The following is a 20,126-nucleotide window of genomic DNA, read 5'->3' as shown; positions in this document are numbered from 1 at the left end:
TTATAAACGACCGTGGCAATGCTTATATTTTTTGCCAGAACCACATGGGCAAGGATCATTGCGTCCAACTTTACGCTCTCCCGTCGCCATTTGAGCTTCAGCCTTCGACATCAACGCACCTTGTTCAACTTCATGGCTCAAATGTTGTTGTTTTGCCAAACGCTCAGCTTCTTCACGACGCTGCTGCTCAAGCGCTTCAACTTCTTCCGGCATTCTAACCTGAACTTTGCTCAAGGTACTGATCACTTCATATTTCAGTGATTCCAGCATATTGGCAAACATGGCAAAAGATTCGCGTTTATACTCCTGTTTTGGATCTTTTTGAGCGTAACCACGCAAGTGAATACCCTGACGTAGGTAATCCATCGCTGCCAAATGCTCTTTCCACAATGTGTCCAGAGTTTGCAACATGATGCCTTTTTCAAAATTACGCATCATTTCTACACCGACAATTTCTTCTTTTTGCTTATAAATTTCGATCGCTTTTTCAAGAATACGTTCACGCAATGTTTCTTCGTGCAATTCAGGTTCTTTATCCAACCACTCTTTGAGTGGCAAGTTCAAATCGAAATCATTAATTAAACGTTCTTGTAATCCTTCAATATCCCACATTTCTTCCAGTGATTGCGGTGGAATATGAGCATCAATAGTGACTTTGAAGACATCCTCACGGATGCTGGTGATGGTTTCGCTGACATCACTCACATCGAGCAAGTCGTTACGTTGAGCATAAATTGCCCGACGCTGATCGTTCGCAACATCATCATATTCCAGCAATTGTTTACGGATATCAAAGTTACGGCTCTCAACTTTACGCTGAGCATTTGCAATCGCTTTAGTCACCCATGGGTGTTCGATTGCTTCTCCTGGCTGCATACCAAGTTTACGCATCATACCGGTCACACGATCGGAAGCAAAAATGCGCATCAAGGAATCTTCCATTGAGAGGTAGAAACGTGAAGAACCCGCATCCCCCTGACGGCCCGCACGACCACGTAACTGGTTGTCTATGCGGCGTGATTCATGACGTTCCGTACCAATAATATGCAGGCCACCTGCTGCCAATACTGCATCATGACGCTCTTGCCATTCTGCCTTGATTTTATCAATCTGTGCTTCAGTTGGTTCTTCCAATTTAGCAATTTCCGCTTGCCAACTACCCCCTAACATGATATCTGTACCACGTCCTGCCATGTTGGTTGCAATAGTCACTGTGCCAGCCTGACCAGCCTGCGCAATGATATCGGCTTCCAATGCGTGGAATTTTGCGTTCAGGACATTATGTGCAATACCCGCTTTCGTTAATGCGTTAGACACAAGTTCCGATTTCTCAATCGAGATTGTCCCCACCAAAACAGGCTGACCATTGTTTGTCCGCGCTTTGATGTCTTCAATGATCGCCTCAATTTTTTCCGCTTCTGTCATATAAACCAGATCCGATAAATCCTGACGGATCATCGGGCGATTGGTTGGAATAACAATGGTATCTAATTTATAAATGGAGCTAAATTCGAAGGCTTCCGTATCGGCTGTTCCTGTCATTCCTGCCAGTTTTTCGTATATACGGAAATAGTTCTGGAATGTAATTGAAGCCAGCGTCTGGTTTTCATTTTGAATCTCGACACCTTCTTTCGCTTCCACAGCCTGGTGCAAACCATCAGACCAACGACGCCCTTGCATGGTACGTCCGGTATGTTCATCAACGATGATAACCTCACCCTCTTTCACGATGTAATCAACATCGCGGGTAAACAAGGCGTGGGCGCGCAGAGCGGCTGTCACATGGTGCATCAGCATGATATTGGTCGGGGAATACAAGGATTCACCTTCATCCATCAATTTAGCATCCACCAATAACTCTTCAATCAATACCAGACCACGCTCTGTCAGGTTGACTTGACGTGTTTTTTCATCAACAGAGAAATGTCCTTCCCCTTGGAAAGTTTCTGAATCCTCTTTTTCCTGACGAACCAGTTTCGGGATCAGCTTGTCTACTTTGATATAAAGCTCAGAGCTGTCTTCCGCAGGCCCTGAAATAATTAGTGGAGTACGAGCTTCGTCGATCAAAATTGAGTCAACTTCATCCACCAACGCATAGTGTAATTTGCGTTGAACTCGCTCTTCTGGACTAAATGCCATATTGTCGCGCAAATAGTCAAAGCCAAACTCATTGTTAGTACCGTAAGTGATATCCGCAGCATAAGATTCACGTTTTGCCGGTGCTGGCATACCCGGTAAGTTAATGCCGACACTTAAGCCAAGGAACTCAAACAGTGGGCGGTTATTTTCAGCATCGCGCTGTGCCAGGTAATCATTCACGGTAACAATGTGGACACCTTTGCCACTGAGAGCATTAAGATAAGCTGGCAATGTTGCGGTCAGTGTTTTACCTTCACCCGTGCGCATCTCTGCTATGCAGCGTTCATTCAAGACCATCCCGCCCAATAATTGCACATCAAAGTGACGCATACCGAATACACGTTTACTGGCTTCACGCACAGTAGCAAACGCTGCTGGCAGAATTTTATCCAGTGATTCTCCCTCTTTTAAACGGGTGCGAAATTGCTCCGTTTTCGCTTTCAATTCTTCATCAGAGAGTTTTTCAAAGTCCGGTTCCATACGGTTGATTTCATCAACCACTTTGCGCAAACGACGCAAAGTACGGTCATTGCGGCTACCAAAAATTTTTGTCAGTAATTTAGTCAGCATAATTAGTACATCTCAGATAGGGCTATTGTTGTAGCCAATCAATCATTCCTTAAAAATTGCCTTATTAAACTTAAATAAGACAGCACGATTAAAGCAAAAATAGATGATTGAGCGTTGGCCCTGCCCTAATTCCCTGAACTTTAGCGACCCAGAGAGCTGGAGTATGAGTAGCAGGAGCCATCGCAACATCTGAGACAATTTCTTCAAATGGCGCTGGTGCTTGTGTCAGCATGGCATACAATGTATCCAGCATAAGTCGTTGCATGGAGGGAGAAGAAATCCGGGTACTTTCTTTTGCACTTTCGTAATTAACAGGTTCTGCAACCGAAAAAGCAAAAGAAAGTTGACGGATCACATTACGAACAGCGTGTTGCTGCCAATAATTTAAATAGTTAGCGGGTTGGCGTTGGACACTTTTTAATTGGAGTAAATGTAATTTAAATAAGTGTTCAAAAGAGGAAAATGCCTGATAGCGGCTTCCTTGAGCAGAAGAAGGGCTTGCGTGATGCAGGCTTTCTGCCACTCCAGCGAAAACAGTAGGAACACCAATTCCTGTAGCAACCATGCCCAGTAAAAGATGAGACCAAAAATAACGCCTACCAAATTGTCGCCAAAGATTTAAAATACTCATTAATCCTTCATTAATAAATACTGGAACTGCCCTTATTATGCGAGATAGCCGCCCACAATCACTGGATAAGCTGTTTGAAGATGCGGCAACTGTCGGAAAAAGCCCACTTCAAATCATCCAACAACATGCCATCGCATTATTGAAACTCAACCGTGCCGTTCTCAGTTTGCTTCCTGCACAATTGCACCCGTGGTGCAGGGTTGCCAATTATCGCAAACAAATTCTGGTACTGGAAGCAGGAAATGCCAGTTGGATGACCCGGCTGCGTTATGAAATTCCTGTCTTGCTGTCTACATTGAGAAGCGAAATTCTACCATCTTTATCCTCAATCGACATCAGGATTAACCCATCATTAATGGTTAAGCATGAGAATAACGAACAAAGATTCTCAAAATTATCAACCAAAACAACACACAGTAATGATAATCAGGAATTACCAAAGCGCCAGCTCAGTCACGAAAGTGCAAAAACATTAATGATGTTAGCTGAAAATAGCCCTGAAAAATTGAAAAAGAAACTAGAGCGGTTGGCTGCGCTGGCCGGAGAGGGTACCAGTACAGCCAAAAAGATGCGTTAGCGCCGAATAAAAAACATCAGCGAAAGCAGCGTAATAGATAACATAACCCATTGGTGCATCATAGGAATGTTCTCAACATTCTTTATCTATACACATGTCAGCCATTATGCCAACACTAGCGATGGGGCGCGGAAAGCCAATGGCATTTCTGCTTCATCTTCAAATGTGACAAATTCCCAAGCGCTTTCCTGTGCTAAAACAGTTTGCAGTAACTTGTTGTTTAGTGCATGGCCTGATTTAAACGCAGTAAAGGCACCAATGATATTATACCCACACATGAATAGATCGCCGATGGCGTCCAACATTTTATGACGGACGAATTCATCTTCAAAACGCAAACCATCTTCATTGAGTACGCGGTAGTCATCAACGACAATCGCACAATCAAAGCTGCCACCAAGGCACAAGCCTTTAGATTGTAAATACTCAATATCGCGCATAAATCCGAAAGTACGCGCACGACTAATCTGGCGAACAAATGAATCCGCAGAGAACTCCAGGCCATAGCGCTGTGTACTCGCATCAATCGCCGGATGATTAAAGTCGATGGTAAAATCCAAACTGAAACCATGATAGGGTGCTAATTCTGCCCATTTATCACCGTCTTCCACACGAACGCTTTCTTTCATTCGCACGAATTTCTTTGCTACATTCAGTTCTTCAATACCCGCATCCAATAACAGGAAAACAAACGGACTAGCGCTGCCATCCATAATCGGGATCTCAGGTGCATCGACTTCAATAACAATATTGTCGATCCCTAAACCTGCCAGCGCTGCATTCAAATGTTCAACCGTTGAAATACGCACATTATGCTCATTCACCAGACAAGTACAGAGCATAGTATCACGCACAGATTTGGCATCTGCCGGAAAATCGACCGGAGGATTCAAGTCAGTACGACGATAGATGACCCCGGTATTAGCCGGCGCTGGACGCATTGTCAGCGTGACTTTTTTACCGGTGTGCAAACCGACGCCGGTCGCTTGAACAATACGTTTTAGTGTCCTTTGTTTGATCATCGTTTATATCTCGCAATGTTACTTATCCCGCCAACCACTATAATGTATGACTGGCAGGATAGTTTAACACAAAAAGCGGAGAAGCCAATTTTTTAGCAATTAATCAGCCTGCTTACGCAAAAATGCAGGAATGTCCAGATAATCAGGCTCTTTGCTTGTATGTGCATTTTGGTCATTGACGACTTTTGCTACCGTTTTGTTCTCATCAGACAGTGAAGAGATTCCGCCAGATATCTGCTGGTAACGACGCTCCATCGGGTTTGTCTGAGGAGCCTTGTTATTGGTCACCAGGGTGATTTCTGGACGTTTGTCCATACCAATGCCTGTTGCCACAACGGTTACACGCAACTCATCATTCATATCTGGATCCAGTGACGTACCGATAACCACCGTTGCATTATCAGAAGCGAATGCACGGATTGTGTTACCAACGGTTTCAAATTCATCCAAACGCAGGTCAAAGCCCGCTGTGATGTTAACCAAAACGCCACGTGCGCCAGAAAGATCAATATCTTCCAGCAATGGGCTGGAGATAGCCATCTCTGCAGCTTCTTCCGCACGATCTTCACCTTGTGCAATACCTGATCCCATCATGGCGTAACCCATTTCTGACATCACGGTACGAACGTCAGCGAAGTCAACGTTCATCAGACCTGGGCGAGTAATCAGTTCGGCAATACCCTGAACCGCACCTTTCAGAACATCATTCGCTGCACCGAATGCATCCAACAGGGAAATGCCTCGTCCCAGGACTTTCAATAATTTGTCATTTGGAATAGTGATCAATGAATCCACATGCTTGGACAATTCAGTGATCCCTTGTTCCGCGAAGGCCATCCGTTTTTTGCCTTCAAAATTAAATGGTTTAGTGACAACAGCGACGGTCAAAATGCCAAGCTCTTTGGCAATTTCAGCCACAACAGGTGCGGCTCCCGTTCCCGTACCACCCCCCATACCAGCGGCAATAAACACCATATCTGCACCTTCCAGTGCAGTACGCAGTGATTCGCGGTCTTCTTCCGCAGCAGTGCGACCCACTTCAGGGTTCGCACCAGCGCCTAATCCTTTCGTAATGCCGTTGCCAATCTGGATAGTCTGACCAACAGCCGTCTTACGCAGTGCCTGAGCGTCCGTGTTAACCGCAAAGAAGTCAACGCCTTCAATACGCTCACGCACCATGTGCTCCACAGCATTTCCGCCGCCGCCGCCGACGCCGATGACTTTAATCACCGCGTCGTTGGTTAATTCCAGTGGTTCAAACATAATTTCTCTCCGTTTTGTGCCTTTATATCGAGGCCGGCGACATTGTCATGGCCTCTGTATAAAAAATCAAAATTCTTTTTTCAGCCAGTTGCTGACTTTCTTAAACCAGCCACTGACTGACGTTCTTTTATCGGCATCGGAATCTCCGCCAAGGTGGGATTCTTTGCCATAATGCAGAAGTCCAACCGCTGTTGAGTAGCAAGGCTCCTGCACATAATCTGTCAATCCAGTGATGTTCAGGGGACGGCCAATGCGAACCTGGGTATGGAATACCCGCTGGGCACACTCGGCCAGACCATCAATCTGGGCGCCTCCTCCTGTCAGGACAATCCCTGCCGCCAGGTGGTGTTTTACTCCCTGCTGCCGCAATTGCTCCTGCAATCGCAAAATTTCATCGTTCACTAAGTTCAGCAGTTCGGTATAACGGGGTTCGATCACTTCAGCCAATGTTTGACGCTGTAAGCTACGAGGAGGGCGTCCTCCCACACTTGGGACTTCTACACTCTCATCCTTGCTAACTATCGAACCCAATGCGCAGCCATGACGAACTTTGATGGTTTCAGCATCACTGGGAGGAGTACCAAACGCATAGGCGATATCACTGGTCACTACATTGCCTGCGTAAGGAATAACCTTGGTATGACGTAATGCACCGCCAGTATATACAGCGATATCCATCGTCCCGCCGCCGATGTCAACGACACAGACCCCCAGTTCACGTTCATCTTCTGTCAACACGGCATAACTTGCTGCCAGTCCTGCAAAAATAAGTTGATCAACTTTCAAACCACAACGTTCAACAGCTTTTACGATATTTTTCGCCATGTCGTTATGACAGGTAATCAAGTGGACTTTTGCCTGCATACGCACACCAGAGAGCCCAACTGGATTTTTGATCCCTTCCTGATAGTCAATCGCGTATTCCTGTGGGATCACATGCAAAATACGGTGCTCATCACGAACACGAACTGACTTAGCTGTATGGACAACACTGTCCACATCATCTTGTGTAACTTCTTCTTCTGAAACCGGCACCATGCCAATTTCGTTCTGGCAACTAATATGCTTACCGGAAAGCGCCAGATAGACTGAAGATATCTGGCAATCCGCCATGAGTTCAGCCTGATCAATGGCACGCTGTACGCACTTGACGACCGATTCAAGATCGTTGACACCGCCTTTGTCCATGCCGCGGGATGGGCAATTTCCTACTCCGATAATATTAACCATACCATCGGGCAGAATTTCACCAACCAGGGCAGATACCTTTGCTGTACCGATTTCAAGGCCAACTACCAATTTTCTGTCCGTTGATTTGATCATCGTTATTCTGCCTGTCTCTGTATTATTACCAGTCACTGTTTGTTTTCTTGCCCGTTCATTGGAACCGGCATATCAGTTAATAAAGGAGCCCAACCTACCGCAGCACCACTGTCATAACGTAAGTCAACATAATCCACACGTTTTTCAGTGTTTCTCAACAACACAGGATAAAGTTCAACAAAACGTTTCATTCGTTCCATTTTATCTCGATTTCCTAGCTCTAAACGGATATCGTTATCCAATATCAGTTGCCAGGAGTTACGCGCTGTCATGATCACTGCTTTCAGTTTCATCTGGTGTTTTTCCAGAAAAGTCGCCATTGTATGGTATTCATTCAACGCGTCTTTTTCTTTACCTTCTGGCCCATACAGCATCGGATACTGACCATTTGCGCTGCGCTCTACAGGTAAGCTAAATACCCGGCCTTCGGCATCCAATAGTTGGGTATCATTCCAACGCGCATAAGGTACGTATTCTACCAGATGTATTTTAAGTTCATCAGGCCATTGTTTCCGAACAGTGACTTGCCGAATCCATGGCAGCTGTTTAATCTTTTCTTGAATGACGTTGACATCCTGAGTCATAAATGTTCCGGGAGATCCCAGGGACAAAATAGCCTGTCTTACATCATCATTCGTGGTGTAATGACGTTCACCAGTCAATACCAGCTTCGAGAGTGGTAATCTGCTAGGATCTTTCATCCAGTCCAGTGTCATCCAGCCTCCCCATATGATAGTGCCCACTACCATCAAGAAGAAGGCAATCCCTGCCAGATAGTAACCATTACTAGGACGAGATCTCTGCGTTTCACCCTCCCACTCCCGGCTATTCCGGGCTGCCTGCGACATATTAATCAGCCAACTCCAAAATTCTCACTACGAGTTGAGAAAAACTTAATCCAGCCTGACGCGCAGCAGTTGGCACAAGGCTATGGCTGGTCATGCCAGGGGAAGTATTCGCTTCCAACAGGTAGAAATTACCCTTCCCATCGTCCATGATATCGACTCGCCCCCAACCACGACATCCCAGCGCTTTATACGCCTTTGAGGCGATATCTAATAGCTCTTGCTCTTTTTCTGCACTCAAGCCGCTTGGACAAAAATATTGTGTTTGGTTGGAAATATATTTCGCATCATAATCATAGAATGTGTTTGAAGCCTGAATACGGATAGAAGGAAGTGCTTCATCCCCCAAAAATCCTACGGTATATTCAGGGCCAAACAGCCATTTTTCAACCAACACATCCGTATCGTATTTAAATGCCAGCGCCAGGGCGCCACGCAATTCGGCATATTCATTCACCTTGGTCATCCCTACGCTGGAGCCTTCCAGATTCGGTTTAATCATTAATGGTAGACCTAATTCTTGAACATACTCTTTGAGTTGAAAATCATTAAGTTGTTCAAATTTTAAGGAATTAATAACGACATAAGGTGAAACAGGCAGTTCTGCCCCCTGCCAGAGTTGTTTTGTGCGCAATTTGTCCATTGACAAGGCAGAGGCCATCACTCCGCTGCCGGTATAAGGAATTTGCAAAAATTCCAACAAACCTTGCAATGTCCCATCTTCACCACCGCGACCATGCAGTGCGATAAAAACTTTATTGAACCCTTCCTCTTTGAGTTTAGTCACATCAAAGTCTTTTGTATCAACTGAATAAGCATTAATGCCCGCTTCTTTCAGCCCTGCCACAACCGCGTGTCCTGATTGCAATGAAACTTCGCGTTCAGCGGAAGTTCCGCCCAACAGAACAGCAACTTTATCAACCATGATGTCCTCCCTCATAAAAAGATGGCTGCAACTTTGTTTCAGCCAAATTGCGCGCTATTTTACCGATATTACCGGCACCCTGAACCAAGACTAAATCATTGTTTTCTATCACCTGTGACAGGACGGTTGAAACTTGTTCAGGTTCTGATACAAAAATCGGGTCCAATTTGCCACGACTGCGGATAGTACGGCATAAAGAACGGCTATCCGCACCGGGGATCGGCGTTTCACCTGCGGCATACACATCCAACATTAATAGAACATCAACCTGACTTAGAACATTGGCGAAATCATCATATAAATCACGTGTTCTTGTATAACGGTGTGGCTGGAATACCATGACAATACGCTTATCCCCCCAACCTGCTCGTGCCGCTTTAATCGTGGCATCAACTTCTGTTGGGTGATGACCATAATCATCAACCAGCATCACGCTACCTTCTTTGCCATTGATATGTTTAAGAGGAAAATCCCCCAGAAAATCAAAACGGCGTCCAGTTCCCTGAAACTCAGCCAGAGACGCCAGAATAGCGGTATCATCAATGCCTTCTTCTGTTGCCACTGCAACAGCGGCAGTGGCATTCAGCGCATTGTGGCGTCCTGGAGCATTTAACACCACATGCAAATCTGGCAAGTCAGATCGACTGATGGTGAAAAATCCCTGAGCCCCTTTCTGCTCATAATGGGTAATACGAACGTCTGCTTCCTCACTGAAACCGTAGGTCGTGATATAACGGCCAATTCGGGGATCAGTTCTTTCACAACAGGATCATCAATGCACATAACCGCACGCCCATAAAATGGCAGGTTATGCAGGAAGTTAACGAACGTTTGTTTTAAGTTTTCGAAATCACCCTGGTAGGTATCCATGTGATCAGCTTCAATATTGGTGACAACCGCCATCATGGGCTGCAAATGCAAGAATGAAGCATCACTTTCATCTGCTTCTGCAATCAAATAGCGGCTGCTACCTAATCGAGCATGTGTGCCTGCCGCTTTGACCAATCCACCATTCACAAAGGTAGGATCAAGACCGGCTTGAGCATAAATACCCGCAATCATTGCCGTCGTCGTGGTTTTTCCATGCGTTCCTGCAATCGCGATACCGTGGCGATAACGCATAAGCTCTGCCAGCATTTCCGCACGGCGGATCACTGGGATTCTCGCTTCACGCGCAGCCACAATTTCTGGGTTTTCCGCTGAAATCGCTGTAGATGCCACCACGACACTAGCGTCCCGCACATTTTCTGGACGGTGATTAAAATAAATAGTTGCACCCAGTGCGATCAATTGCTGTGTGACAGGATTGGGTGCCAGATCAGAACCACTTATCTGATAACCTTCATTAGCCAACACCTCGGCGATACCACCCATGCCAGCACCACCAATGCCAACAAAGTGGATATGCCTGACTTTTCTCATTTCAGGCACTGAAGCTCTTAATTTCGCCAACTGTTGTGTATTCACGTTTTAATCTTCACTCGTTATGTTTACATCACCGTTCTACCTGGAACGGCCTGAATGATTCTCTACAGCATCGTTCAACGCTGCTGCTACACGCTCAGTGGCATTAATGATGGCTACTGAACGTGCTTTTTCTGCCATTTCCAGCAATTGTGGACGTTGCCACTGAGTTAATAGATCTACGACAGCATCAACTGTAAATTCGGGCTGTTCGAGTATCTTTGCGGCTCCCGCTTTTTCCAAAGGCAAGGCATTCCAATATTGCTGGCGATCTTTATGCTGGAAAGGAACAAAAATCGCCGGTAAACCTGCAGCGGAAACCTCACTGACCGTCAGTGCACCAGAACGGCATACGACAATATCAGCCCACGCATAAGCCTGTGCCATATCATCAATAAATTCAGTTACCTTGAATTCAGATGTGACCGAATTTTCATAGTGTTTCTGCGTCTCTTCCCTGGCGCCCTTGCCCGCCTGATGCCATAAAGTGATTTTATCGCCCAAGCGAGCCGCTACTTCCGGCATAGTTTGGTTCAGCACTCTTGCTCCCTGACTACCGCCAACAACCAGCACCCGAACAGCGCCTTCACGCCCAGTCAAACGCTGCATTGGTTCTGGCAGTGCCAATACATCCTCCCTTACGGGGTTACCAACAACCGGCGCATCGGAGAATGCGCCCGGAAATGCTTGTAAAACTGTTTTGGCAATTTTGGCTAACCAACGATTAGTGAGCCCTGCAATACCATTCTGCTCATGCAGTACAACCGGAATGCCACACAACCATGCGGCTATTCCACCAGGCCCAGAGACATACCCTCCCATACCCAGCACAACATCTGGCTGATAACGGCGCATAATGGCTTTTGCCTGTCGAATAGCCTTAAAAATTCTAATTGGGGCAGTAAGCAATGCTTTGAGCCCCTTGCCCCGCAAGCCTGAAATCTGAATAAATTCGATATCAATACCATGTTTTGGCACTAAATCAGCTTCCATGCGATCCGCGGTTCCTAACCAGCGAATATCCCACCCCTGCTCTTTTAAATGGTGGGCAACAGCCAGCCCCGGGAACACGTGTCCTCCCGTACCACCAGCCATCACCATCAAACGCCGGTTTTTGCCACTCATTTAGGGCTCCTTACAAACGCCTGTGCTTTTGCCAGACGTACTTCATAATCAATTCGCAACAACAAGACGATGGCCGTTGACATCACTATCAAACTAGAGCCACCGTAACTGACTAAAGGTAATGTTAATCCTTTGGTTGGCAGCATACCTGCCGCCGCGCCAACGTTAATGAACGCCTGAAAGCTAAACCATATGCCGATGGCACAAGCCAAAAAACCAGAAAACCGTTGATTAAGCTGCAATGCCCGACGGCCAATCATCATTGCGCGGAAAGCGACGAAGAATACCATTGCCAGCACTAAAACCACACCGAAATAACCCAATTCTTCGGCCAGAATGGAAAAAATAAAGTCAGTATGGGCTTCCGGCAGATATTCAAGTTTTTGAACTGAATTTCCCAGTCCTTGCCCAAAGAAGTCGCCACGACCAAATGCCATTAACGATTGGGTTAACTGATAACCGCTGCCGAAAGGATCTTCCCATGGATTCAGGAAAGAGGTCACCCTGCGTATACGATAAGGTTCAGCAACGATCAGTACGCACACGGCAAATATGCCGCAGCCAATAATGGCCAGAAACTGCCACAATTTCGCGCCCGCCAAGAACAGCAGTGCCAATGTTGTGACAAATAACACCACCACTGTCCCCAAGTCAGGCTGCGCCAGCAACAATATTGCTAATGCAACCATGACACCCATCGGTTTGAAAAATCCCCAGAAGTTGTTTCTTACTTCCTCCACTTTTCTAACCAAGTAGCTGGAGAGATAACAAAAGAGTGAGAGTTTCGACAATTCCGCTGGTTGAATACGTAATGGGCCAATCGCCACCCAACGTGATGCCCCATTGACTGAACTCCCGACAAACAGCACCACAACTAGCATCATGATCGTCACTAATAACATGACATTGCTGTAACGCAGCCAGAAGTCCATTGGAATGCGCAGCGTAATAAGGGACAAGAAAAAGCACAGTGACAAATAAATGGCATCGCGTCGGGCAAAAATAAAGGGATCTTGAGCAAGGCGCTGTCCAACGGGCATGGATGCCGACGTTACCATGACAAAGCCAATCACAACCAACCCTAATATCATCCAGACCAGGGTACGATCATACATAACGGTATCTGTGGTATCTGCCTCCACATTTCCCGCCAACCAAGTTTTAAATTTACCAAGGCCTGGAATGGTCATCAGCCTAACTCCTCTGCCAAACGAGCAAATTCATGACCACGATGTTCAAAGCTGTTGAACTGATCGAAGCTCGCACAAGCGGGTGACAGCAATACCATGTCGCCAGAAACCAGCTTGGGTGCAATTTCTCTCATCGCCTGTTCCATTGTTTCCGTCAGTGTTGCAATTTCCGGGCGCAGTTGTGCGAATTGCCCGCCATCACGACCAAAACAGTAAAGACGAATATGTTCCCCCGATATATAGGGTTTCAGTGGGGTAAAATCTGCCGCTTTTCCATCTCCCCCCAATAAAAGATAGAGTGTCCCTTCCAGCTTCAATCCACTCAGTGCCGCCTGGGTACTGCCAACATTGGTTGCCTTAGAATCATTCACCCAACGAACACCATTTCTCATATGAATGACCTGAAAACGGTGTTCTAGTCCGGCGCAGGTACGTAAAGCCTGAAGGCTGGCGGCACGAGGAATGCCTACAGCATCTGCCAGCGCTAATGCTGCCAAGCCATTGGTATAGTTATGCTGACCGGCCAACTGCATTTCGCGCGTTGCCAGCACCGGATGTTGATTGACTACCAGTTGTTGGTGTTCACTATCAAGCTGATAATCACCACTATCCACACCAAAGCTGATACAACGGCTATCTTTGCCTGTTTCTGGTAATGTCAGCGCATCCTGTTCATTAACTACACAAGTTTTTGCCTGATTGTAAATGTGCAACTTCGCTGCCCGATACTGTGCCAACCCTTTGGGATAACGAACCATGTGATCTTCGGTTACATTCAGTACCGTCGCTGCCGCTGCTTTCAAGCTATAAGTTGTTTCAAGTTGGAAACTGGACAGTTCCAGTACATAGAGCTGACAGGGCTGTTTCAGCAACTCCAGTGCCGGGACACCAATGTTGCCCCCCACTCCCACTTGCCACCCCGCTGCTTTCGCCATTTCGCCAAGTAGAGTAGTTACGGTGCTTTTGCCATTTGAACCCGTAATGGCAACGATTGGTGCAGTCGCTTCGCGGCAAAACAGCTCAATGTCGCCGATAATGTCAACACCCGCATCAGCCGCCGCTTGCAACTCAGGTGTTGCCAGTGCAATACCCGGGCTGGCAACGATTAAATCGGCATCCAACAACCATTGTTTGTTCAGGCTACCGGTGTGGCATTCGACGTTATCAGGCAGCTTATCGCTGCCGGGTGGCACGATACGGGTATCCATCACTCGTGGGAGCACACCACGCGTCATAAAAAAGTCAACGCAGGAGAGACCTGTCATCCCTAACCCAACGATGACAACCTTTTTACCCTTGTATTCCGTCATAAGACGCTCAGCCATGATTAACGTACCTTCAACGTTGCCAGACCAATCAACACCAGCATCAAGGAAATAATCCAAAAGCGCACGATAACGCGTGGCTCTGGCCAACCTTTCAATTCATAGTGATGGTGAATCGGTGCCATACGGAAAATGCGCTGTCCACGCAGTTTGAATGAGCCAACCTGCAAGATGACAGACAAAGTCTCCACCACAAAAACGCCGCCCATGATGATCAGCAAAAACTCCTGACGCAGTAATACGGCAATGGTGCCCAATGCCCCACCCAGAGCCAATGAACCAACATCGCCCATAAACACTTGCGCCGGATAAGTGTTAAACCACAAGAAACCCAGCCCTGCACCGACAATCGCAGTACAGACAATCACCAGTTCACCCGCATGGCTCAAATAAGGGATATGCAGGTAGTTCGCAAAATTCACGTTACCTGTTGCCCATGCCACTAAAGCAAAACCGGCTGCAACAAGTACTGTCGGCATAATGGCGAGGCCATCTAAACCATCAGTCAGGTTCACCGCGTTACTGGTTCCTACAATCACAAAATAAGTCAGCAGAATGTAAAGCAAGCCCAGTTGCGGCATAACCTCTTTGAAGAATGGCACGACTAATTGTGTTGCAGAGGTATCTTTGCCGATGCTGTACATAGCAAACGCAACACCCAAGGCAATAACGGATTGCCAGAAATATTTCCAACGAGCAATTAACCCCTTAGTATCCTTACGCACCACTTTGCGATAATCATCCACAAAACCCACAACGCCATAACCGACTAAAACAAGCAAGACACACCAGACATAGGGATTATCCAGACGAGCCCACAGCAACACAGAGATTGTAATGGAGAATAAAATCAACAATCCTCCCATTGTCGGTGTCCCACGCTTGCTAAAATGGGACTCAGGACCGTTGTCACGTACAACTTGGCCTATTTGCAATTTTTGCAGATAAGCGATCAAAGTTGGCCCCATCCATAGCGCGATAACCAATGCAGTCAGCAAGCCGACGATGGCTCTGAACGTCAAATAAGAGAAGACGTTAAAGCCTGTGTGATACTTAACCAAATATTCGGCTAGCCAAACTAACATTGGAAGTTCTCCTTCAGTACGTTCACTACCTCTTCCATCGCGGCACTGCGTGAACCTTTAATTAATATGGAAATCATTTCGTGTTGTTCCAATAAAGGAAGCAGCGCTGCAACTAATTCAGCCTTGTTTGCAAAATGCTGCCCCCGACCACTCGCGTCGCTAATATGAGCACTGAAAACTCCAACGCTGAGTACCTTATCTATATTTGTGGATGCCACGGCTTCGCCCACCTCACGATGGCATTCAATCACCTGCGTCCCCAATTCCCCCATATCACCAACAACCATAACCCGATAACCGGACATCTGCGCTAACACATTCGCCGCAGCAATCATGGAGCCTGGATTCGCGTTATAAGTGTCGTCCAATAGCACTTTTCCCTCCGCCAGAGGGATAGGAAATAAACGTCCTGCAACCGCTTTCAATCCCGATAAGCCGGTGCGAATATTATCCAACGATGCACCCACAGAAATTGCCAGCGCACTGGCGGCTAACGCATTAGCAACATTGTGTTTGCCCGGCAATGGTAAGGTCAGTTCAACACTTCCAATTGGGCTATGGAGACAAAAATGCGTTGCCAACGGTTGTTCTAAAATGTCTGTTGCGTAAAAATCCGCCCCTGTTGTTGATGATGCGGAAAAGCGCCATACTGTTTGCTGCTCGCTAATGCTGTGCTGCCAATTTTCCCAATCATTGCTATCCAGATTGATAATGGCGGTTCCGGTCGGAGCAAGGCCGGCAAAGATTTCACCTTTAGCCTTTGCCACTCCAGCCAAAGAACCAAATCCTGCCAAATGAGCAGAGAAAAGGTTATTGACCAATGCGCTTTCAGGACGCGTCATTTCCGTGGTGTAAGCAATTTCACCAATATGGTTCGCCCCTAGTTCAATCACAGCAAACTGGTGTTCATCAGTCAGTCTGAACAAGGTCAATGGCACTCCAATGTCATTGTTAAAGTTGCCTGCGGTATAAAGGGTATTTCCACATTGACGCAAGATCGCGGCGGTCATCTCTTTTACGGATGTTTTACCCGACGAGCCAGTTAAAGCCACAATGCGTGCTTTACTTTGCTGACGAACCCAGCCCGCCAGTTTTCCCATCGCCAAACGTGTGTCTTCAACCACAACTTGTGGACAATCAATATCCAGACGACGGCTAACCAATAAAGCACCAGCACCCTGCCTCACGACGTCAGCGGCGAAATCGTGGGCGTCAAATTTTTCCCCTTTTAAGGCAATAAACAACCCGCCACACCCAATCTTACGGCTATCAGTTTCCACAGTATGAATTGGCACAGTTTCAGCTTGCTGCTCGGTAACGCGATATAACAAGCCGTTCGTCAACTGTGCCAATTGCTGTAGCGTCAGAGAGATCATGCAATTACCCCCAATAAACGCGCAACGGTCAGGCGATCTGAGTAGTCCAGACGACGGTTGCCAACCAGTTGGTAATCTTCATGGCCTTTACCTGCCACCAAAACAACATCTTTTTCGCTTGCTTGCATAATGGCACTGGTGACAGCCTCAACACGCCCATGAATCACGATTGCCTGCCCTGGGTCGATGAATCCTTGCAGAATATCAGCCACAATTGCTTGAGGCTCTTCACTGCGAGGGTTATCATCAGTGACAATCACACGATCAGCATCCTGCTCTGCCACCCCTCCCATTAATGGCCGTTTACCTTTGTCGCGATCACCCCCACAACCGAATACGCACCAAAGTTGCCCCTTACAGTGCAGACGAGCCGCAGACAAGGCTTTTTCCAAAGCATCAGGCGTGTGGGCATAATCAACCACAATTGTCGGACGACCGGCGGCGGAAAAAACTTCCATACGCCCACAAACAGGTCTCAGACAGGACGCTGTCGATAGCAATTCCGCCAAGGGATAATCCAGAGACAACAAAGTGGTCAACGCCAGGAGTAAGTTGCTGACATTGAATGCGCCCATCAAAGGGCTATTGAGCGTTCCATTTCCCCAACTGGAAGTAAATGTGATGGATGCACCTTTATCGTGATAATGCACTTCATTGGCTGATAACCAACGCCCTTGCCAATTTTCTGGCACGTTATTTTCCATTGAAACAGCAACTGCGTCTGGCAGACGGGACAACCACTTCTGCCCAACCGCATCATCAGCATTGATGATTTTCTGCTTCACATTATGGCTACTAAACAGTCTCCATTTGGCTTCTTCGTAACTTTCCATATCACCATGATAATCAAGGTGATCACGGCTTAAATTAGTAAAAATAGCCGCTTGAAATGGCAATGCGGCCACACGTCCCTGAACCAAACCATGCGAAGAGACTTCCATCGCCACAAAAGTGGCATTTTGATGAGCAAGCTGCTGTAACTCAAGCTGAATATCAACCGCAGAGCCAGTCGTATTTTCGCTGGGTACGACCATACCCAACAAACCATTTCCTACTGTTCCCATCACGGCACTGGTTTCGCCAAGCCCTTGGCTCCATTGCGCCAATAATTGGGTTGTTGTTGTTTTTCCGTTGGTGCCAGTCACCCCAACCAATTTCAGTTGATTGCCGGGATGTTGGTAAAATTCACCCGCCAGCTTGGATAATTTATTGTTTAAATCGTCCAGATAGATAACAGGCACACCGTGCATTTTCTGCATCGTGCCGTTGTCCGCTTTTTCCTTCGCTTCTGCAATCACCGCAGCGACACCTTGAGCGATGGCTTGAGGAATATATTTTCGACCGTCAGTCTGATGCCCTTGAACCGCAACAAACAGATCTCCGGCAGCCGCCTTACGGCTATCCAATGTCATTTCACGCAGCGGAAGCTCCGGTGTATCAACACCCCAAGGAGCCAATAAATCGCGCAAATTACGATCTGCCACTTTTATCCTCTTTATTTATTAATCACAAATTCGTTTTTATCGCCTACAGGCAATGCATCTGGTTCAACATTCATGGTACGCAAAACACCACTCATGATGGCGCCGAAGACAGGCGCTGCAACCGCACCACCATAGTATTTACCTGCCTGTGGATCATTGATGATCACAACCAATGAAAACCGTGGATTACTCACAGGTGCAACCCCAGCGGTATAAGAAATATGCTTATCATTGAGGTACTTGCCATCCGACCCGACTTTTCTTGCCGTACCCGTTTTAATCGCAATACGATAACCCTTTATTGCTGCCCGTACACCGCCACCACCTGGTAATGCAACGCTCTCCATCATGTGCACTACTGTTCGCATAATGTGCTCAGGAAATACCCGCGTACCCGGTACAGGGGGATCAACTTTGGTAATTGACAGGGGGCGATAAATGCCCAAGCTGCCTATCGTTGCATAGACACGCGCTAACTGTAACGGCGTTACCATTAGCCCGTAGCCGAAAGAAAAGGTGGCCCTATCAAGATCTGACCACCGTTGTTTATTAGTTGGAAATAAGCCACTACTTTCTCCGACCAACCCCAAATTGGTCGGTTTTCCCATCCCAAAGCGTGAGTAAACATTTACCACCTCTGAGGCGGGCATCGCTAACGCCAGCTTGGAAACACCAACGTTACTCGACTTCTGTAAGATCCCAGTGATCGTTAACTCAGGACGTGGTGCCACGTCTCTGATTTCATGACCACGCGAACCATACGTTAATCGGTATGGTCTGGTATCTAACACCGTATTTTCTTTGACAATGCCACTATTCAGTGCACTCATCACCACCAGCGGTTTCACCGTGGAGCCAGGCTCAAAAATATCGGTGATGGCACGGTTACGCATCGCATCTTTCGGCGTTCCTGCCAAATTATTGGGGTTATAAGATGGGCTGTTTGCCATCGCCAAAACTTCGCCGGTATTAACATCAACCAATACGGCTGTACCTGATTCGGCTTTGTTCAGTGCAACCGCTTTCGTCAATTCGCGATACACCAACGTCTGAAGACGTTCATCTATGCTGAGTGTCAAATCGTGGGCTGCTCTGCTATCGGTAGATGAAATATCCTCAATAACACGCCCTGTACGATCTTTACGAACAGTTCGGCTTCCCGGCATACCTGTCAGCCAGTTGTCAAAGCTCTTTTCAACACCCTCAATACCTTTGCCATCAATGTTAGTCACCCCAATAATATGTGCTGTCACCTGCCCTGCCGGATAATAACGACGGGATTCCTGACGCAAATAGATACCGGGTAACTTCAATTTTTCGACATAATCGCCAATAGAAGTGTTCACCTGGCGGGCCAGGTAAACAAAACGCCCCTTGGGATATTCGTTAATTTTGCTGGTTAATTGTTCAAGAGGGATAGAAAGGGCATCAGCCAAAGCCTGCCAACGGGTGTCATTTGTGATGCCGCCTTTTTCAAACACTTCTTTGGGATCTGCCCAAACCGCATCAACAGGCACACTCACCGCCAGCGGGCGCCCATTGCGATCATTGATCATGCCACGGGCGGTTGGAACAGATTGGATGCGCAGGGAACGTGAATCACCTTCTTTTACCAAACGATCAGGGTTGATGATCTGCAAATAGGCAACACGAATCAAAAGCCCGATTAAAGCTATCCCAATGCCTCCACACAGCAAAGCAAAGCGCCAGCTTACAAAACTTGCTTTATCTTCTTGCTTTTTCAACTTTAAAGAGCGTGCAGCTTTCATCGCCCACCTTTTG

General features: G+C 47.0%; 14 protein-coding genes and 2 pseudogenes. 1 reads left to right on the top strand and 15 read right to left on the bottom strand.

What is annotated here, in order from left to right; translation table 11 throughout:
- A complete protein-coding gene (gene secA, locus AAC853_RS10895) occupies nucleotides 1–2,709 on the bottom strand; it encodes a preprotein translocase subunit SecA (RefSeq protein WP_340614573.1) in 2,709 nt (902 codons plus the stop codon).
- A gap of 88 nt (nucleotides 2,710–2,797) precedes the next feature.
- The gene (gene secM, locus AAC853_RS10890; RefSeq protein ID WP_338884717.1) at nucleotides 2,798–3,340 is read right to left on the bottom strand and encodes a secA translation cis-regulator SecM; all 543 of its coding nucleotides are present in this window, start codon (nucleotides 3,338–3,340) and stop codon (nucleotides 2,798–2,800) included.
- Between the two features lie 37 nt (nucleotides 3,341–3,377).
- Here secM and AAC853_RS10885 point away from each other — a divergent pair, with 37 nt between their 5' ends.
- Complete coding sequence (locus AAC853_RS10885; protein ID WP_338884715.1) at nucleotides 3,378–3,917, top strand: DUF721 domain-containing protein; 540 nt, start codon at nucleotides 3,378–3,380, stop codon at nucleotides 3,915–3,917.
- Between the two features lie 104 nt (nucleotides 3,918–4,021).
- Here the strand turns inward: AAC853_RS10885 and lpxC are convergent, their stop codons facing one another.
- The 13 genes and pseudogenes from lpxC to AAC853_RS10820 all read right to left on the bottom strand — a co-directional run bounded on the left by lpxC (nucleotide 4,022) and on the right by AAC853_RS10820 (nucleotide 20,113).
- Nucleotides 4,022–4,939: a UDP-3-O-acyl-N-acetylglucosamine deacetylase gene (gene lpxC, locus AAC853_RS10880; protein WP_338884713.1), complete on the bottom strand. Its 918-nt coding sequence runs from the start codon at nucleotides 4,937–4,939 to the stop codon at nucleotides 4,022–4,024.
- Nucleotides 4,940–5,038: 99 nt separating this feature from the next.
- Nucleotides 5,039–6,202 (bottom strand): cell division protein FtsZ, encoded by a 1,164-nt coding sequence (gene ftsZ / locus AAC853_RS10875; protein WP_099131611.1) that lies wholly within the window; start codon nucleotides 6,200–6,202, stop codon nucleotides 5,039–5,041.
- Between the two features lie 66 nt (nucleotides 6,203–6,268).
- Nucleotides 6,269–7,525: a cell division protein FtsA gene (gene ftsA, locus AAC853_RS10870; RefSeq protein ID WP_193849274.1), complete on the bottom strand. Its 1,257-nt coding sequence runs from the start codon at nucleotides 7,523–7,525 to the stop codon at nucleotides 6,269–6,271.
- A 32-nt stretch (nucleotides 7,526–7,557) separates the two neighbouring features.
- Nucleotides 7,558–8,373: a cell division protein FtsQ gene (gene ftsQ, locus AAC853_RS10865; protein ID WP_340614572.1), complete on the bottom strand. Its 816-nt coding sequence runs from the start codon at nucleotides 8,371–8,373 to the stop codon at nucleotides 7,558–7,560.
- A gap of 1 nt (nucleotide 8,374) precedes the next feature.
- A complete protein-coding gene (locus tag AAC853_RS10860; RefSeq protein ID WP_340614571.1) occupies nucleotides 8,375–9,295 on the bottom strand; it encodes a D-alanine--D-alanine ligase in 921 nt (306 codons plus the stop codon).
- Nucleotides 9,288–10,762 (bottom strand): annotated as a pseudogene (murC, locus tag AAC853_RS10855) (UDP-N-acetylmuramate--L-alanine ligase). The gene AAC853_RS10860 and the pseudogene murC overlap by 8 nt, the downstream one beginning before the upstream one ends.
- A gap of 36 nt (nucleotides 10,763–10,798) precedes the next feature.
- Complete coding sequence (murG, locus tag AAC853_RS10850; protein WP_273570416.1) at nucleotides 10,799–11,884, bottom strand: undecaprenyldiphospho-muramoylpentapeptide beta-N-acetylglucosaminyltransferase; 1,086 nt, start codon at nucleotides 11,882–11,884, stop codon at nucleotides 10,799–10,801.
- The gene (ftsW, locus tag AAC853_RS10845) at nucleotides 11,881–13,074 is read right to left on the bottom strand and encodes a cell division protein FtsW (protein ID WP_338884704.1); all 1,194 of its coding nucleotides are present in this window, start codon (nucleotides 13,072–13,074) and stop codon (nucleotides 11,881–11,883) included. The genes murG and ftsW overlap by 4 nt, the downstream gene beginning before the upstream one ends.
- Nucleotides 13,074–14,384, bottom strand: a complete 1,311-nt coding sequence (murD, locus tag AAC853_RS10840) for a UDP-N-acetylmuramoyl-L-alanine--D-glutamate ligase (protein ID WP_340614841.1) — start codon at nucleotides 14,382–14,384, stop codon at nucleotides 13,074–13,076. Before murD ends, ftsW begins: the two co-directional genes overlap by 1 nt.
- A gap of 17 nt (nucleotides 14,385–14,401) precedes the next feature.
- A complete protein-coding gene (gene mraY / locus AAC853_RS10835) occupies nucleotides 14,402–15,484 on the bottom strand; it encodes a phospho-N-acetylmuramoyl-pentapeptide-transferase (RefSeq protein ID WP_189758527.1) in 1,083 nt (360 codons plus the stop codon).
- Nucleotides 15,478–16,860 (bottom strand): UDP-N-acetylmuramoyl-tripeptide--D-alanyl-D-alanine ligase, encoded by a 1,383-nt coding sequence (murF, locus tag AAC853_RS10830; RefSeq protein WP_340614570.1) that lies wholly within the window; start codon nucleotides 16,858–16,860, stop codon nucleotides 15,478–15,480. Before murF ends, mraY begins: the two co-directional genes overlap by 7 nt.
- Entirely contained in the window at nucleotides 16,857–18,344 is a 1,488-nt protein-coding gene (murE, locus tag AAC853_RS10825; protein ID WP_340614569.1) for a UDP-N-acetylmuramoyl-L-alanyl-D-glutamate--2,6-diaminopimelate ligase, read from the bottom strand. Before murE ends, murF begins: the two co-directional genes overlap by 4 nt.
- Nucleotides 18,331–20,113 (bottom strand): annotated as a pseudogene (locus AAC853_RS10820) (peptidoglycan glycosyltransferase FtsI). The gene murE and the pseudogene AAC853_RS10820 overlap by 14 nt, the downstream one beginning before the upstream one ends.
- Nucleotides 20,114–20,126: the final 13 nt, after the last annotated feature.

Source organism: Xenorhabdus thailandensis (genome assembly GCF_037996785.1).
Lineage (GTDB): Bacteria > Pseudomonadota > Gammaproteobacteria > Enterobacterales > Enterobacteriaceae > Xenorhabdus > Xenorhabdus griffiniae.
This window is presented reverse-complemented; position numbering and strand designations above follow the sequence as displayed.

Bases quoted from the DNA above. Each gene is read 5' to 3' on its own strand.
- secA (WP_340614573.1), bottom strand. From the start codon at position 2,709: ATGCTGACTAAATTACTGACAAAAATTTTTGGTAGCCGCAATGACCGT.
- secM (WP_338884717.1), bottom strand. From the start codon at position 3,340: ATGAGTATTTTAAATCTTTGGCGACAATTTGGTAGGCGTTATTTTTGG.
- AAC853_RS10885 (WP_338884715.1), top strand. From the start codon at position 3,378: ATGCGAGATAGCCGCCCACAATCACTGGATAAGCTGTTTGAAGATGCG.
- lpxC (WP_338884713.1), bottom strand. From the start codon at position 4,939: ATGATCAAACAAAGGACACTAAAACGTATTGTTCAAGCGACCGGCGTC.
- ftsZ (WP_099131611.1), bottom strand. From the start codon at position 6,202: ATGTTTGAACCACTGGAATTAACCAACGACGCGGTGATTAAAGTCATC.
- ftsA (WP_193849274.1), bottom strand. From the start codon at position 7,525: ATGATCAAATCAACGGACAGAAAATTGGTAGTTGGCCTTGAAATCGGT.
- ftsQ (WP_340614572.1), bottom strand. From the start codon at position 8,373: ATGTCGCAGGCAGCCCGGAATAGCCGGGAGTGGGAGGGTGAAACGCAG.
- AAC853_RS10860 (WP_340614571.1), bottom strand. From the start codon at position 9,295: ATGGTTGATAAAGTTGCTGTTCTGTTGGGCGGAACTTCCGCTGAACGC.
- murG (WP_273570416.1), bottom strand. From the start codon at position 11,884: ATGAGTGGCAAAAACCGGCGTTTGATGGTGATGGCTGGTGGTACGGGA.
- ftsW (WP_338884704.1), bottom strand. From the start codon at position 13,074: ATGACCATTCCAGGCCTTGGTAAATTTAAAACTTGGTTGGCGGGAAAT.
- murD (WP_340614841.1), bottom strand. From the start codon at position 14,384: ATGACGGAATACAAGGGTAAAAAGGTTGTCATCGTTGGGTTAGGGATG.
- mraY (WP_189758527.1), bottom strand. From the start codon at position 15,484: ATGTTAGTTTGGCTAGCCGAATATTTGGTTAAGTATCACACAGGCTTT.
- murF (WP_340614570.1), bottom strand. From the start codon at position 16,860: ATGATCTCTCTGACGCTACAGCAATTGGCACAGTTGACGAACGGCTTG.